The sequence below is a fragment of the Hyunsoonleella rubra genome, from assembly GCF_042684665.1.
In the GTDB taxonomy this organism is placed as follows: domain Bacteria; phylum Bacteroidota; class Bacteroidia; order Flavobacteriales; family Flavobacteriaceae; genus Jejuia; species Jejuia rubra.
Window position 1 is genome coordinate 251184 of the sequence record NZ_JBHULY010000034.1, and the last position, 15678, is coordinate 266861.

The window sequence follows — 15678 nt, forward strand, 5'->3', positions numbered from 1 at the left end:
GCTGATTATGAGCGACGAATTTGACGTACTGGAATCTACCACAGCCTCCTCTTCAACTTTTGATATTAAGAAGTTTTTGTTTAGGGCGTTAAGCTATTGGAAGTTATTCCTTTTATTGCTTATAATAGGAGTTTTTCTAGTGTATCAAAAAAACATTCGAGAGGAGTTTTCATTTCGCTTGGGTACAAAAATTTCTGTTGAAGACGATAGTAACCCTTTGTTTACATCAAACGCCAGTTTAACTTTTAATTGGGGCGGGGTTACCTCCAAGGTGCAGACCATGATTGTAACCTTAAAGTCCAGATCGCACCATGAAAAGGTGGTAGAGCGTTTGGAATTTTACAAAAGCTATTTGCAGGATGGTAGGTTTCGAAAAAAGGATATATATAAAGCGGCCCCTTTTAGGTTCAACCACCAATACGATTTTCCACAGTTATTGAATATTCCCATAAAGATTACTTTTATAGACTCCACCAAATATGATTTGGAAGTGGATTTTCAATCGAATATGGCTGCTGTTCAAAACTATTTTGACAAAAGTATGCACCAGGTTTCTGTGCCCATGGGGCCTTTTAAGGCGCAGTATAAAATCAACGATTCCATTGATCTGCCATTTTTAAAAGGGGATTTAATTAAAGTAGATCACAGAAAGATAGTCCCTGGTTCCACGTTTTATATTCAATTTAGAAACTTTAATGGGATTGTGGCCAGTTATAGGGCTAGGACCGATGTGGCCAACACTAGAAATTCTCCAATTTTGGATATTTCGCTTATTGATAAGAATACCCAAAAAATAGTAGATTATTTAAATACAGTGGTAGAGGTATTAAGCGAAGACCAACTCAACAGGAAAAACCAATATGCAACCAATGCCATTGCCTTTATTGATAAGCAATTGTCAAGGGTTAAAGGTGAGCTTTCGGAAAATGCTTCAGAACTTAACGATTACAGAAGAAAGAAGAAAATATACGGAATGAGTAGCGAAAGCGAAATGCTGAACGAAAAGTTTACTTCTCTGGATAACCAGCAAGTGGCCATAAATAGGCAATTAAGCTACTATGACAATCTGAAAAACTACTTATTAACGAGCAATGCTTTTACAGAAATACCTGCACCTTCCATTGCGGGGATTGATGATAGAAACATCCTTAGTAATATTTCAAAAATTAATGAACTCTCCGTTGAAAAGTCGAAGTTGCAATATTCAGTAAGAGAGAATGCCACAATTTTTGATGATTTAAATAGGGAGATTGAAGGACTCAAAAAAGTACTTTTAGAGAATATTAGTTCGGTTACTAACATCTTGAACAAAGAATTGGAAGATACCAAGTCCCAATTATACTCTGTTGAAGCCAAATTTGTAAAACTACCGGAAGAACAGCAGGAACTGTTGGCCATTCAAAGGCAATATAGTTTGAGCCAACAAACCTATAACGTGTTTTTGGCCAAACGGGGAGAGGCCGAAATTATCAAAGCGTCAAACGTGTCGGATATCGTAATTGTGGACTCGGCCAAGAACACAGGTGCCCAAGTATTAGGCAGAAATTTAGGAATTAGATATATTTTTGTCCTGTTTGGAGCTTTGTTGATTCCTTTGTTATTGGCATTTCTTGTAACTATTTTCGATACAAAAATCCACAATCCCCAAGATTTGGAAGGGCTGTCTTCCATTCCCGTTTTAGGAGTAGTTGGAAAAAATACTTTAGATAATAATTTGGCCGTACAAAGACAGCCAAAATCGTCGTTATCCGAGGCATTTAGAGCAGTAAGGTCTAGCCTTCAATATGTGTACAAAAGGCAAAAGGCGGAAGGCGCTAAAACCGTAATGGTCACATCCTCAGTAAGTGGTGAAGGGAAGACATTCTGTTCTATTAATATAGCAACGGTATTTGCCATGGGTGGCAAGAAAACCCTACTGCTAGGCTTAGATTTGAGAAAACCGAAAATATTCGGGGATTTTGATATTAAAAACGATATTGGCGTGGTCAACTATCTTATCGGACAAAAAGAATGGAAGGACACGGTTCAAAAAACCATGGTCAAAAACTTGGATGTTATTACATCTGGGCCTATCCCACCAAACCCCTCGGAGCTTTTAATGAATGACAGAATGAGCGATTTAATAGAGGATTTAAAAGGGCATTATGATTTTATTGTTTTGGACACACCACCAGTGGGGTTGGTGGCAGATGCTATTGAACTGACTGAATATGCGGATGCCTCTATTTATGTGGTAAGGCAAGATTATACAAAGAAAGGGATGATTAGCCTTATCAACTCGAAATACGAAAAAGGAGAGATCAAGAACCTTAGCTTTCTTTATAATGGTTATGATCAAAAAGCTAAATACGGCTACGGTTATGGCTACGGTTATGGCTACGGCTATGGTTACGGAAGTTATGCCAACGGCTATCATAATGAGAACATGAAAGATAAAGGTGTTTTAGTGAAGTTTAAACGATTGCTAAAGTTTAAATAATGCTGAAAGAGATGCTTTCCTATGCAATAAAAGCGGCCATAGGTGCTGGTGCTGAAATAATGGACACTTACCATACAGATGTGGATGTTTACTTAAAATCTGATAATTCACCTTTAACTATCGCCGATCAAAAAGCAAATCAATTCATTGATGGGGTTTTAAAGTCTACAGGGCTTCCAATAATTAGTGAAGAAAATAAGCAAGATGCCTTTGAAGTTAGACAAACATGGGACACATGTTGGATTGTAGATCCGTTGGATGGCACAAAGGAATTTATAAAGCGTAATGGAGAATTTACCGTTAATATTGCCTTAATTCAACATGGGAAACCTGTCCTCGGTGTTATATATGTACCGGTTGCCAAAATCTTATATTATGCCATTGTTTCAGAGGGAAAGGCTTTTAAATGTATTTTGAAACAGCATATGTTTGCCAAAGAATTATTTGAAAATAGTACGGAGATCCTTCGTGCGAAAAATAGCGACCCTGAAATTAAGGTAGTCGGTAGTCGCTCCCATCAAAATGAAGCGACGCTTAATTATATATCTGCCTTAGAATCCAAAGGACATAAAATTCAGTTGGTTTCCAAAGGCAGTTCGCTAAAATTTTGCATAGTTGCTGAGGGCTTGGCATCCATTTATCCTAGATTCGCTCCAACTATGGAATGGGATACCGCAGCAGGCCATGCCATTTGCAATGCCGTTGGCGTCAGTGTTAGCCAAGTAGACAGCCAGGAGGAATTACAATACAATAAAGCCGATTTGTTGAACCCTTATTTTATCGTGCATTAGCCCAAATGGAGAATATAAAAAAACAAAACTATACCATTAGCAGAAGTGATAGGGCTAATATCAAAGACCATGGCTCTTGCCTTATATGGTTAACGGGATTGTCCAGTTCTGGAAAATCTACAATTGCCAATTTGTTGGAAAAAGAATTGTACTCTCAAGGTTTTCACACCTATGCTTTGGATGGTGATAATCTCAGACGGGGGCTAAATAAGGATTTGAAATTCACCAAGGAGGACCGTTTTGAAAATTTAAGGCGTACGGCCGAGGTAGCCAAATTATTTGTAGATGCCGGTTTGGTGGTTATTGCTGCTTTTATTACCCCATACAATAAAATTCGCCATGAGATACGAAGTATCGTGGGAAGTGAAGACTACATAGAAGTATTTGTAAATACACCTTTGGAAGTGTGTGAACAACGAGATGTAAAAGGGTTGTATAAAAAAGCTAGAGCTAATGAAATAATAAACTTTACAGGTATTAGTGCGCCCTTCGAAAATCCTGAAGCACCAGATGTCGTAATTGAAACGGTAAAGGAAAGTCCACAACAGGCCGTTGATAAAATTTTAAAGGTTTTAAAAAGTAAGCTCTAATTCCGCAGTATATTTGAGAAATGCAGATGGAAACCAAGATTTACCAAAAGGAGAATAACCTTAAGATCGGAAGGCTATTGAGAGATAGTGTTAGAGATTTTTTTGGCTCGCATTTTTTGGCAAAACAACTAGCTTCCCGGGATATAAAATCCCAATATAGGCAATCCTATCTGGGGATTGTCTGGGCATTTATAACACCAGTAACGTCGGCATTGGTCTGGATATTCCTCAATATAAGTGGTACCGTAAAATTATCAGATACCGGTGTGCCGTATCCTATTTATGTATTCTCTGGTACCTTGATTTGGTCCATTATAAAAGATGCTATCAGTTTGCCAACTCAAAATACCAATGCGGCAAGAAACATACTTACAAAGATCAATTTTCCCAAAGAGGCATTGATACTTTCTGGAGTCTATAAATTGTTGTTTAACAGTGCTATAAAAATATTGTTACTGTTCATTTTGATATTGGTATTCGGATTGGCCTTCCATACGTCTTTACTTTTATTTCCCTTGGCACTTTTGGCCGCTATCTTGTTTGGGATTACGTTAGGGCTTTTTATTACCCCCATAGGTTTAATTTATACCGATGTTGCAAAAATTACAAACCTTGGTATGGGCTTGTTGATGTACGTTACGCCGGTGGTGTACGCCATGCCAAAATCCGGTATTATGAAAACAATGATGGAAGTAAACCCGTTTACACCATTGGTTTTAACTACCAGAAGTTTAGTCTTGGGTACACCTTTAGAATATTTAGGCTATTTCCTTTGGATAGTTACTATAAGCGCAGCCCTGTTTTTTATTGGACTGCTGTTTTACCGAATCTCAATTCCAATAATCGTTGAACGTTTAAGTGCGTAACTTATGAAGGATAACGAGGTTTTAGTAAAAGTGGAAGGACTGTCAAAAAAGTTCTGTAAGGACCTAAAAACCAGTTTATGGTATGGCCTAAAGGATTTAGTGTCCAACATTAAAGGCAATAAAGGAGAAAGGAAGCTTAGGTCTAAAGAATTTTGGGCCGTGAAGGACATTAGTTTTGAATTGCGAAGAGGGGAGTGTTTGGGGCTAATTGGGCACAATGGCGCTGGAAAATCTACCTTGTTAAAAATTCTAAACGGATTGATTAATCCTGATGCAGGAAAAGTAATAATGAAAGGTAGGGTAGGTGCTTTGATCGAATTAGGAGCAGGCTTTAATCCTATCTTAAGTGGTCGAGAAAATATTTATAATAATGGTGCGGTACTAGGTTTTACCAGAAAAGAAATAGATGATAAAGTTGAAGATATTATTGATTTTGCAGAGATACGGGAGTTTATCGATATGCCGGTACAGAATTACAGCAGTGGTATGAAAGTACGCTTAGGCTTTGCCGTAGCAGCTCAAATGGAACCCGATGTGTTGATTATTGATGAGGTTTTGGCGGTTGGGGATGTAAGATTCAAAACGAAATGTTTTAATGCAATAGAAGAATTAACAAAAAAGTGTGCGGTGATTATAGTATCGCACAGTATGCCTCAAATAGCGCGTATTTGTACTGAGCTAATTTTGATGAATAAAGGTGAAATAGAAGTCTATGAAAAGCAAAACTTAGGTCCGGCAATTGAGGGATATTATGGTATTGTTGGAAACAACAAAACTGCTGAAATTGGCAGTGGAGTAGTAAAGATTGAAAATATCCTAATCAATAGGCAAAGTGGAAAAACTTTCGAAACCAATTACAATGAACCCTTATCGGTTATTGTTCAATTATCAGGTAATGCCAATATTGAAAGAGTATCAATAAGGCTGACCTTTTTTGATGTAGAGGAAAAGCCAGTAGCGCAAATCAGTTCAAAGAATGACCAATTTGATATTTTGAGTTCTGATAATTTTGAGGTAAAGATTGACCTTGAGCACTTTTTTCTAAATATTGGTACGTATAACTTACATCTTGCCGTACATGAAATAAATGATTTGAATAAAGAAGGGGAAGTTCTTCACATTATAAGATCTGTGGCACGTATCGAAGTAAAAGGAAATTCCTATTATGCACATGCCCCATGTTTAATGAAAGCCGAATGGTCTCAATAGAAATCGATTTAGAGCAATGAGTTTAAAGGGTAAAATAAAGAAATATATTGAAGCAAAAGTGCGCCAAGCCGTACTTGAGATTTTTGAGGAAGAAAGGCATAATATAAAATATGGCTTGCAAAAGTTGGCGCTCGAAGAAACTTGTAATTGGATTCAAGAGAATGTTCCAATAAATAAAGCTTTTGAGGATAGATTCGATTTATTGACTGAATCTATAAAACATATTGAAGTCGAAGATGGTTTAGTACTTGAATTTGGAGTTTATAAAGGAGAAACAATTAACCATATTGCGAATCATATTAATAAGAATAAATTGATATATGGATTTGATTCTTTTGAAGGGCTTAAGGAGCCATGGATTTTTATGAACAAAGGTGGTTTTTCGGATGCTGCTGGAGTTATGCCATCGGTGCCTGAAAATGTGACATTGGTGAAAGGTTTTTTTTCCGAAACATTACCAGATTTTACCTCTAATACTGATGCTATGATTAGTTTACTTCATATAGATTCTGATTTGTATTCTTCAGCCAAGACAATTTTTAATGAGTTAAATTCTTTAATAGTTAAGGGGACGGTAATTGTTTTTGATGAGTTTTTTAATTACCCTAATTGGAAGAATGGTGAGTTTAAAGCTTGGAACGAATTTGTTCAAAAACATAAAGTGGAATTCGAATATATTGGATATACTTTCCAAAGAACTAAATATAAAAAATCGGGAAATCAGCTAGCCATAAAGGTTTTAAAGAGAGGTGTATGATAAAGGATGCGGATAAGTTTTATGATAGCCTCGCGAAAGAGACAGTAGAATGTCCCTTATGCGCCTTTGAAGAGAATACTCCCCTATATGACAACGATCGTTATGGTATGGGAGTAAAAACGGTTATTTGTGGTCAATGTAGCCTAATATATATAAACCCTAGGCCCACAGAGGATGAAATGGCGGTTTTTTACCGAGAACACTATCGCAAATTTTATGAGTCTGTTGAAAGACCTAACAAAAATTACATAAATAGTGGCCCATTTATTCCAAGGGCAAAATTTGTAATTGACGTTTTAAAGCCCTATTTAGAAAAAGCTGATTCAATATTCGATTTTGGTTGTGCAGAAGGAACATTATTGCACTTGGTGGAAAAAAAATATAGCCATTTAAAAACCTTCGGTTTAGAACCTAGTTTAGAATTTGGTAAATATGCACAAGAACAATTAAAAGGTGATGTATTTATTGGGAGTTATCAGGAATTTGTCCATAGCAAACCAAAGGACACTTTTGATATTCTTACCTGCAACCATGTATTAGAGCATATTTTGGATCCAAAAGAATTCCTTTTAACTTTAAAAGGCTTTATGCATAAAGAAAGTGTTCTTTATATAGAAGTTCCAAATATTGCAGATAATAGGGTTAAAGGAATTGGAGCTCTTCACATAGGTCACGTCCTTTATTTTGATCCGCTTACGCTTAAATTACTTTTGGAGAAATGCGGATTTGAAGTATTAAAATTATATACCAAAAACTTACCGGCAAAAACTCCAGCTATGTCCGCCATCTGTAGAAAGATATTTTATGATTTGCCAGTAAAGTATCCTGACATTACTCATATAGAAAGTAAGAAGAATAGATTCTTAAATAATGTTGTCTTTCCAGAGGGAGTCGAATCTAAGAATTATAATTCTCTGTTGAAAAAGCTGAAAAGAAGGTTCATTAAATAGCATGAAAATTTCTAAATCATATATTTCCAATAACCATTTCATTATTGCGGCTCCTCGCTCCGGAACCACATGGATGAGCAAAATGTTAAATGCGCACCCGGATATATTTTGTGTTGAGCGTCGTCTATTCGGTAATTATGCAGACTTTGTTCAGGATGATGGTCAAGTACAATCTCGATTGAGGGTCACTTTAGATAAATACGTTAGCAGCCTTATTTTGCACCATGGATTGCATCCAGGTAAAACGGAACGTTTAATGAGTTCTCTGATTAAAAGTTTGGTTAAAGAGGAACGTGCCATATCCAAAAAAAAGACAATTGTCGATAAAATCACTCCATATCTTGGTACTTCTGAACATGTATTGCACCAAATAAATACCTATTTTCCTAAATCGAAGATAATATACCTTGTCAGAGACGGGCGAGACGTTTTTACTAGTGGGGTGTTCCATTGGTTCAATAAGAAACAGACCAATACCGAATTGACCGATTTTGAATCAGACCGTAGAGATGCTTTTAAAAGCTCAAAACCCTTTAAAGGCAATCGGTTTTTTCAGGACAAGGAGATACAACAATGGGCGAATGAATGGAAAGAGCCACTCCAAACAATTGAAAGGGCAAGGCAAACCCATGAGGTTAAAATTATCAGTTATGAGGATATGCTGAAAGACCCGACCAATGTTGTTGAGGCATGCCTGTCCTTTTTTAATGTAAAAAGTAAGCCCAAATTTGTGAATCCGTGTGTTGAAGCTGGGCAATTTAAAAAAATGTCCAAGGGTAGAAATCAAGGTGAGGCAAAGGCCGACGCCCATGTTAGAAAAGGTATAGCAGGAGATTGGAAAAATTATTTTACTTATGAAGATGGTAAGCTATTCCACGAAATTGCTGGAGATAGCCTGATTGAGTATGGTTATGTAGAAAATAAGAACTGGTTTGAGGAACTTAGATAAATTGGCGTATGACCTTACTTGTAATTGGTACAAAAGCATAAGCTTTAATCCCGTATACCATGGTATAGATTTTAGCCAGATTATAAGGTTTTATTTATGGGATAAAATCGGAAGAGCTATTAGGATTAAATACAAAGTCGATAACGGTGAATTGTCTATTTACAAGCCCAATATGGGAAAAATTTCCTATTACCACGAACCGGTAATTTCAAAAGGAAAGTTTAAGAAAAGAATTCTTAAAAGGGAACAGTTGGTTTTTATTCCATTTGCCGTAGCCTCCTATTTGGTAAATGGGTTTTCAGATATAAAAAACGTAAAAATCATTACTAAGGATGTCAATATTGGTTTGCCAAAGAAAAGTATTATTACAACAAAAGCAAAACTAATTGATGACCATTGGTATATCGAATTATACAACAATGTGCTAAAAGCTTTAAAAATTAACGCTCTTGAATTGGTGCCTCAGGACTTGAGATTATTAAAGGAACAGATAAAAGGAGCATTTTTAATATCCTACTATGCCGAACAGGAATTGTTAAAATATAAACCCAACGCGTTATTTGTGTATTCGGATAACCATCCGCCATTTATTAATTATGTACTTGCAGCAAAAAAGATAGGTATTCCATCTTTTACGTATCAGCATGGATTGGATTGTGAGCATTACTATCTGGATGATTGTTTCGCAGATTATATCGCAGTTTGGAGCGAGAACCGAAAACTTAGGTATATTAAGCATTCAGCATTTGAACCTAAGGCTTATGAAGTTGTCGGTAAAATAAAACGCGAGACGCATAAGGTCAAAAGAGGCAAAAATGGACAAAAGTACATACTATTTATTACCCGTCCGCATAAGCCTATTAAATGCTATTCGCCATCTAGAAGTCATGATGAAGGCGCGTCGATTTTAAAAGCGATTTTAGATTATATGCTTTTGAATTCCCAATTAAAGCTAATTATCAAATCCCACCCATTGGATAATGCTGCAATCTATTCAGAAACCTTGGATAGTTTTCCAGCTTTAAGGGAAAAAGTTGTTCTAAGCGAGGAAACCATTGAACACCTTGCCATAAATTGTGATGTTATCATTACAGAAGATTCAACCGCCGGGGTAGAGGCACTGGTATATGGAAAACCTTGTGTACATGCACATTTTGCGAATTCAAGGCCCGTTTTGCCGTTTATAGAATATGGAGCCTCTTTTTCTGGCAAATCCCATAAGGAATTAGTTGATAGCCTAAAAAAGTGTTTTGCCATATCAAATGAAGATTTATATCTGATGATTGGCAATCAACAAAAAATGGTTGCTGATTTTATTCCATCTGGAGAAAGTGAAAACTTAGTGAATTTTATAATAGATAATTTGTAATGAAAAAAATCCTTTTCATAGCGCATGAAATGTCCAGAACTGGGGCGCCTATGGTGTTGTTGTATTTGTTGCAATGGATCAGGAAGAACCACTCTGATGTGATTGTGGATGTATTAGCGCTTCATAATGGAGGGCTTGAGGATGATTTCAAAAAGATATCTAGAAACTATTATGATTATAAAGTTTTGGACAATGGGAATAAACTACCATTCCTGCAACGATTATTGTTAAAGCTGAACATATTAAAAACAAGGAACTACCATCAAGAATTGAAAGAGGCTCTAACAGCCAACAATTACAATGTCATTTATGGTAATACGGTGTTGTCGCTTCCATTTGCAAAGCAATTGGTTCAACTGAATAAAAAAAGTAGATTAATCCTGCACGTTCATGAGCTTAATGCAATTATAAAACAGACATTACCGAATTTTAGAGATTACATAAATTTTATAGATCATTTTATTGCGCCCTCTAATCTGGTCAAAACAAATTTACAAGACCATTGGGGGGTAGAAGAGGCCATTGATGTGGTTTATGAATGTTCCCAAACAAAACCAGTAACATCACAACTAAAAGCTAGCACAACCTTTATTGTTGGGGCATCTGGAACGGTACATTGGAGAAAGGGGCATGATGTTTTTGTTCAAGTAGCACGCTATATTCACGCCAATTATCCAGATGTTAAAATGCAGTTTGTTTGGGTAGGGCATATTCCTGCTTTGGAAAAGATAATTTTAGATGAAGATTTGCTAAAACTAGAGCTGATTGATAAGGTAAAGTTTATAGGCGAAATTGAGGACCCCTTAGAGCATTACCGTGCTTTTGATGTTTTCGTAATGACCTCAAGAGAGGACCCTTTTCCATTGGTATGTATCGAGCTTGGCATGCTAGGTAAGCCTATAATATGTTTTGGGGGTGCGACGGGAACAGAAGAAATTTTAGGTAACGGAGGCGGAAAGATCGTGCCATATTTAAGTATCGAGGCCATGGCTAGCGCCATTTTGTTTTATTATGAAAATGAATCCGAAAAAATAGCGCAGGGCGAAAAAAATAAAGAAGCCTTTAGTCAATTTTCACCTGAAAAAATCTGCCCTCAATTATTTGAAATCATAAGTAAAAATTGTAGAAATTGATCGTTATCTTTTAAATGCAACCCTTAATATCTGTAATAGTTCCCAATTACAATCACGAGCCTTACTTAAGGCAGCGTTTGGATAGTATTTTTGAGCAAACCCATCCTAATTTTGAGGTGATTATATTAGACGATAAAAGCACTGACAAGAGCAGGGAAATATTTTTGGAATATGCCAATAACAAAAATGTCAGCCATTGTATTATTAATGAAGAAAACTCTGGAAGCACCTTTAAACAGTGGAACAAGGGGATAACGTTGGCCAAAGGAGAATATATTTGGATTGCGGAAACCGATGATTTTTGTGAACCTAATTTTTTGGAAACTGTGGTGGCTCCTATGGTTGAAGATAATGAAGTGGTATTGTCTTTTTGCCAGTCTTTAAGGGTAAATAGCGAGGGTAAGGTTGTGGGAACATGGCTCACCCACACGGCGGAATTTGAACCCAATATTTTTTCCAATGATTTTGTTTTGGAAGGTAATCGTTTTATCCAGGATTATCTGATTCATAAAAACGTGATACCCAATGCTAGTGCCGTACTCATAAAAAAGGATAACATAAAAGCAATGTTGCCATTGGATTTTAACCCTTTTATGAAGTACAATGCAGATTGGTTTTACTATCTGAAATTGGTCTGCAACCATAAAATAGCTTTTTGTGCAAATCCGTTAAATGCATTCCGGTACCATAATACAAGCGTAATAGGGAGGGCATATGGGGAAAGTGGCAAACTGAAAATATTAAATATGGAACTGGAATTGCGCGACTATATGATCTCTTATTTGAAAATGGCCAGCCTTAGTAATATAACTCATATAAAAAAAGAGTGGGTAAAAGGAAAGCGCGTACTGCATTTCGAGATTGTTTATATTTTTCTGAAAAAAAAGCAGTATACCAAGGCACTTGCATATATATTTACACGACCTTACTTAGCAATTAGAATCTTAAAGAAAATTTTCAAAAAACATCTGTAGTTAGTTAAGTATATTAAGTTCATGAATGGAATTTCGGTAATAACCTGCTCTAGATCAGCTAAAGCTCCCTCATCTTTTCTTAATAATATTACAGAAACCATTGGGATTGAACATGAGGTAATTGCCATTGATAATTCTGAGAACAACTATTCCATTTTCGAGGCCTACAACTTAGGAGTAGCCCAAAGTAACTATGATATACTGTGCTTTGTACACGATGATATAAAAGTACACACCAATAACTGGGGGAAGATTTTAAGAGGGCTATTCTCATCAGACCCCTCTATCGGGTTAATCGGAGTCACCGGAACTCGGGTTAAAACTAAAATGCCTTCCACATGGTGGAGTTGTCCCGAGGATGAAAAGGTGTTGCATATTATGCAGCACCTCGAAAAAGGTAAAGTTGAAAACTGGCATACAGGTTTTGAAAAGCATAGTCTTGTAGATGTGGCCGTAATTGATGGGGTATTTATGGTAGCCAAAAAAGATGATTCCATAAAATTTGAAGAGAGTTTCAAAGGCTTTCATAATTACGATTTGCACCTGTCTTTTGAGACCATAAAAAAAGGCAAAAAGGTAGTGGCAACAAACAAGATATTGATCGAGCATTTTTCCTTTGGCACTTTGAATAAGTCCTGGTACGCTTCAACTATCCAAATTCATAAGATGTACGGTGATATTTTACCACTTAAGGTGAATAGCAATATGGAAGAGAAGGCTATTATGCGGTTGGAAACTGAAAACGGAATTTGGATGGCCTATAAGTTGCTTGAACTAAATTTGAAAAAGGAGGCACTAGCAATATGGTCTAAAATTTTCCTTTTAAAACCGATTTCGAAGTTCCATTTAAAATTTTTAAAAGCCTTTTTGTCGTAGTGCTCGCCATCGTCATTCCATATTACAAACTTGTGTTTTTCGAAAAAACTCTCAATTCCCTATCAGGGCAAACAGATAAGCGATTTAAGGTGTACATTGGTGATGATGCAAGTCCTGAAAGCCCAATGGCTTTACTAAAAACATACGAAGGAAAATTTGATTTTCAATACCATAAATTTGAGACAAATCTTGGTGGCAAATCCTTAACAAAACAATGGGATAGGTGTATTGCCCTGACCAAGGATGAGCCTTGGATGATGATACTTGGTGATGACGATGTACTGGGTGAAAATGTGGTGGAAATGTTCTATAGAAAAAAGGATAAAGCTTTGGACCAGGGCATAAACCTAATTCGATATGCCTCCAAAAACATAGATGCTGAAGGGAAGGATTTGTCCAAAGTTTATCAACATCCAGAAATTGAAAAAACGACGGATTCCTACTTTAAACATTTTTCGTGGGAGTCAAGAAGTTCTCTTTCTGAGTATATCTTCCAAAGAAAAAGTTATGAAACCCATGGCTTCACGGATTTCCCATTGGCATGGCATGCCGATGATAAGGCATGGTTGGATTTTACCGATTCGGGCAATGTATTTACTATCAACGATGCGGTGGTTAGTTTCAGGTTGTCGCCTGAAAATATTTCGGGACAAAGAGATAACGAGGCTATTAAAAACACTTCGCGTAGATTATTCTTTAAAGACATAATAAGCGACAAAAAGTATACATTTACGAATGCGCAAAAGAATGCTTTTCTGTTTGAATATGGCGTTTTGATAAAAGAGCAGAATCTAATGACTGCTGGCAATATCTGGTTGGTATTGCGGGGGTTTCTGAAAATGGGGCATTTTTACGACGGAATGCGATTTTTGAGGCGCATGTACAGAGGTAAATTTTTAGAAAAATAAGGATGGATTTTTCAGTGTCAGTCATCATACCGGCCTATAATTGTGAGCGTTTTATTGAAAAGGCTATTCGTTCAGCTTTGTCTCAGCCTGAAGTTTTTGAGGTTCTTGTAATTAACGATGGTAGTACGGACGAAACCCTTTCGATTTTAAAAAAAATTGAAAAATCAAACAAAAAAGTCAAAATCTTACATCATAAAAATGGTGTTAATAGAGGAAGGTCGGCTAGTAGAAATTTAGGTATTAAAAGGGCAACTGGAAATTTTATCGCCTTTCTGGATGCTGATGATTACTATTTGGAAAACAGATTTTTATCAGACAAAAAATTGTTCAAATTGAAACGGGAAGCAGATGGGGTTTACAATGCTGTTGGATTTTATTTTTACCGTGAAGCAAGTGAGGAGGAGAAACGCACATTAACCTTAAATACGGTTTCTCAAACGATAGAACCCGACATGCTTTTTGAGGCTTTAATATCCGGTAAATACAGCCATTTTCATATCAATGGATTAACTGTGAAGCGTTCGGTTTTTGATAGAACAGGCCTTTTTAACGAAGCTTTGGTTGTAGCCGAGGACACTGATATGTTCTGGAAAATGGCGATAACTTCAAGACTGGAAACTGGGGTGATTGATAAGGCATTAGCAATTAGAGGTGTACATGAAGAGAATGTATTTGACCGAAAGGATATCTATAAAGGGTACACCATAAAAATGTATGAATCCCTAATTTATTGGAGTGTAAATAATGGGATTTCACGAAAGAGAATCGATACGCTTCTAAAATGGATATGGTTGCTAAAGTATAAGGAACACAGCAAATTGCTTGTTCATATAAAATACTGGGGCTTTTTATTTTTCAAAGATTTAAGGCTCTTGTTTTCTACTTTGAGCATCAAATATTTCCCAGTGGTTAGGCTTAGACAAAAACTTTTCCCATTTTTGTTTAAACCCTAAGGTGTTAAATTAATTTGCAAAATGAATTCTGGTAGTAATGTTACTGTGGTAATACCTTGTTTTAATGATGGCGAGTACATCATGGAAGCGGTGAATTCGGTACTAAATCAAACCCTAAAACCAGAAAAAATCATTATTGTAGATGACGGGTCAGATACCCATACCAAACATATTTTAGGAGGTATAAATGATGATAGTGTTGAGGTAGTTTATCAAGATAACTCAGGAGTTTGCAAAGCTCGAAACGTTGCAATTGATTTGGCAAAAACGGATTATATTCTCACCTTAGATGCAGATGACTATTTTGAGCCTACCTTTATTGAAAAGGCTGTAGCTATCTTAAGTCAAGATTCCCACGTCGGTATAGTGGGCTGTTTTTACAGAAGATTGGTAAGCGGAAAAATTCAAAATGAAGTGGTAAAACCGTTGGGCGGAGGCGTCTCTAATTTCTTGGTTAAAAACAATGGATTGGGATGTTCTCTATTTCGAAAAAAATGCTGGGAAGAGGTGTCAGGTTATGATGAAAACATGAGAAAAGGCTATGAGGACTGGGATTTTTGGATATCCATTCTTAAAAATGGATGGCAAATGCATATTAAAGAAGAACCACTTTTTTTGTACAGAAAGAGTAAGTCCTCAAGGGATGAAAACGCATTTTTAAACCATGATGTGGAATTGAGGGATTATCTTTTCAAAAAGCATAGACAGGTGTTTATGGATAATTTTGAGGCCTTTGCAAGTCAAATCATCTATTCAAATTCAAAATTGAAGCAGACCCAATTAAAAATTAAGAATTCAATAGACTACAGGCTTGGAAACTTGATTTTAAGGCCGTTTAGGCTTGTAAAACATATATTTAAAAGTCAAAAATGAA

General features: G+C 36.3%; 15 protein-coding genes. All 15 read left to right on the plus strand.

Annotation, left to right across the window (positions count from 1 at the left end; translation table 11 throughout):
* Window positions 1-7: 7 nt before the first annotated feature.
* The 15 genes from ACFSR8_RS14310 to ACFSR8_RS14380 are packed head-to-tail and all read left to right on the plus strand — an operon-like array spanning window position 8 to window position 15677.
* Window positions 8-2479, plus strand: coding sequence for an exopolysaccharide transport family protein (locus ACFSR8_RS14310; protein WP_380293200.1), 2472 nt, complete (start codon window positions 8-10; stop codon window positions 2477-2479).
* A complete protein-coding gene (cysQ, locus tag ACFSR8_RS14315; protein ID WP_380293202.1) occupies window positions 2479-3270 on the plus strand; it encodes a 3'(2'),5'-bisphosphate nucleotidase CysQ in 792 nt (263 codons plus the stop codon). Before ACFSR8_RS14310 ends, cysQ begins: the two co-directional genes overlap by 1 nt.
* A gap of 5 nt (window positions 3271-3275) precedes the next feature.
* Complete coding sequence (cysC, locus tag ACFSR8_RS14320; protein ID WP_380293204.1) at window positions 3276-3860, plus strand: adenylyl-sulfate kinase; 585 nt, start codon at window positions 3276-3278, stop codon at window positions 3858-3860.
* A 26-nt stretch (window positions 3861-3886) separates the two neighbouring features.
* Window positions 3887-4726: an ABC transporter permease gene (locus ACFSR8_RS14325; protein WP_380293206.1), complete on the plus strand. Its 840-nt coding sequence runs from the start codon at window positions 3887-3889 to the stop codon at window positions 4724-4726.
* Window positions 4727-4729: 3 nt separating this feature from the next.
* A complete protein-coding gene (locus ACFSR8_RS14330; RefSeq protein ID WP_380293208.1) occupies window positions 4730-5935 on the plus strand; it encodes an ABC transporter ATP-binding protein in 1206 nt (401 codons plus the stop codon).
* 16 nt (window positions 5936-5951) lie between these two features.
* On the plus strand, window positions 5952-6692 hold the full coding sequence (locus tag ACFSR8_RS14335) for a class I SAM-dependent methyltransferase (RefSeq protein WP_380293210.1): 741 nt from the start codon (window positions 5952-5954) through the stop codon (window positions 6690-6692).
* Window positions 6689-7642: a class I SAM-dependent methyltransferase gene (locus ACFSR8_RS14340; RefSeq protein ID WP_380293212.1), complete on the plus strand. Its 954-nt coding sequence runs from the start codon at window positions 6689-6691 to the stop codon at window positions 7640-7642. Before ACFSR8_RS14335 ends, ACFSR8_RS14340 begins: the two co-directional genes overlap by 4 nt.
* A 1-nt stretch (window position 7643) precedes the next feature.
* Window positions 7644-8591: a sulfotransferase domain-containing protein gene (locus tag ACFSR8_RS14345; RefSeq protein WP_380293215.1), complete on the plus strand. Its 948-nt coding sequence runs from the start codon at window positions 7644-7646 to the stop codon at window positions 8589-8591.
* Complete coding sequence (locus ACFSR8_RS14350) at window positions 8575-9960, plus strand: capsular polysaccharide export protein, LipB/KpsS family (RefSeq protein ID WP_380293217.1); 1386 nt, start codon at window positions 8575-8577, stop codon at window positions 9958-9960. The genes ACFSR8_RS14345 and ACFSR8_RS14350 overlap by 17 nt, the downstream gene beginning before the upstream one ends.
* On the plus strand, window positions 9960-11093 hold the full coding sequence (locus ACFSR8_RS14355) for a glycosyltransferase family 4 protein (RefSeq protein WP_380293219.1): 1134 nt from the start codon (window positions 9960-9962) through the stop codon (window positions 11091-11093). The genes ACFSR8_RS14350 and ACFSR8_RS14355 overlap by 1 nt, the downstream gene beginning before the upstream one ends.
* A 14-nt stretch (window positions 11094-11107) precedes the next feature.
* Entirely contained in the window at window positions 11108-12067 is a 960-nt protein-coding gene (locus tag ACFSR8_RS14360; protein WP_380293221.1) for a glycosyltransferase family 2 protein, read from the plus strand.
* A 21-nt stretch (window positions 12068-12088) separates the two neighbouring features.
* Window positions 12089-12943 (plus strand): glycosyltransferase, encoded by an 855-nt coding sequence (locus ACFSR8_RS14365; protein WP_380293223.1) that lies wholly within the window; start codon window positions 12089-12091, stop codon window positions 12941-12943.
* A complete protein-coding gene (locus tag ACFSR8_RS14370; RefSeq protein ID WP_380293225.1) occupies window positions 12943-13851 on the plus strand; it encodes a glycosyltransferase in 909 nt (302 codons plus the stop codon). The genes ACFSR8_RS14365 and ACFSR8_RS14370 overlap by 1 nt, the downstream gene beginning before the upstream one ends.
* 2 nt (window positions 13852-13853) lie before the next feature.
* Window positions 13854-14804 carry a glycosyltransferase family 2 protein gene (locus ACFSR8_RS14375; RefSeq protein ID WP_380293227.1) on the plus strand — a complete coding sequence of 317 codons (951 nt, stop codon included), beginning with the start codon at window positions 13854-13856 and terminating at the stop codon, window positions 14802-14804.
* 21 nt (window positions 14805-14825) lie between these two features.
* Window positions 14826-15677 (plus strand): glycosyltransferase family 2 protein, encoded by an 852-nt coding sequence (locus tag ACFSR8_RS14380; protein ID WP_380293229.1) that lies wholly within the window; start codon window positions 14826-14828, stop codon window positions 15675-15677.
* Window position 15678: the final 1 nt, after the last annotated feature.

Excerpts from the sequence above, each read along its gene's own strand:
- ACFSR8_RS14355 (WP_380293219.1), top strand. The coding sequence starts at position 9,960 with ATGAAAAAAATCCTTTTCATAGCGCATGAAATGTCCAGAACTGGGGCG.
- ACFSR8_RS14330 (WP_380293208.1), top strand. The coding sequence starts at position 4,730 with ATGAAGGATAACGAGGTTTTAGTAAAAGTGGAAGGACTGTCAAAAAAG.
- cysQ (WP_380293202.1), top strand. The coding sequence starts at position 2,479 with ATGCTGAAAGAGATGCTTTCCTATGCAATAAAAGCGGCCATAGGTGCT.
- ACFSR8_RS14325 (WP_380293206.1), top strand. The coding sequence starts at position 3,887 with ATGGAAACCAAGATTTACCAAAAGGAGAATAACCTTAAGATCGGAAGG.
- ACFSR8_RS14375 (WP_380293227.1), top strand. The coding sequence starts at position 13,854 with ATGGATTTTTCAGTGTCAGTCATCATACCGGCCTATAATTGTGAGCGT.
- ACFSR8_RS14365 (WP_380293223.1), top strand. The coding sequence starts at position 12,089 with ATGAATGGAATTTCGGTAATAACCTGCTCTAGATCAGCTAAAGCTCCC.
- ACFSR8_RS14360 (WP_380293221.1), top strand. The coding sequence starts at position 11,108 with ATGCAACCCTTAATATCTGTAATAGTTCCCAATTACAATCACGAGCCT.
- ACFSR8_RS14335 (WP_380293210.1), top strand. The coding sequence starts at position 5,952 with ATGAGTTTAAAGGGTAAAATAAAGAAATATATTGAAGCAAAAGTGCGC.
- ACFSR8_RS14310 (WP_380293200.1), top strand. The coding sequence starts at position 8 with ATGAGCGACGAATTTGACGTACTGGAATCTACCACAGCCTCCTCTTCA.
- cysC (WP_380293204.1), top strand. The coding sequence starts at position 3,276 with ATGGAGAATATAAAAAAACAAAACTATACCATTAGCAGAAGTGATAGG.
- ACFSR8_RS14345 (WP_380293215.1), top strand. The coding sequence starts at position 7,644 with ATGAAAATTTCTAAATCATATATTTCCAATAACCATTTCATTATTGCG.
- ACFSR8_RS14380 (WP_380293229.1), top strand. The coding sequence starts at position 14,826 with ATGAATTCTGGTAGTAATGTTACTGTGGTAATACCTTGTTTTAATGAT.
- ACFSR8_RS14340 (WP_380293212.1), top strand. The coding sequence starts at position 6,689 with ATGATAAAGGATGCGGATAAGTTTTATGATAGCCTCGCGAAAGAGACA.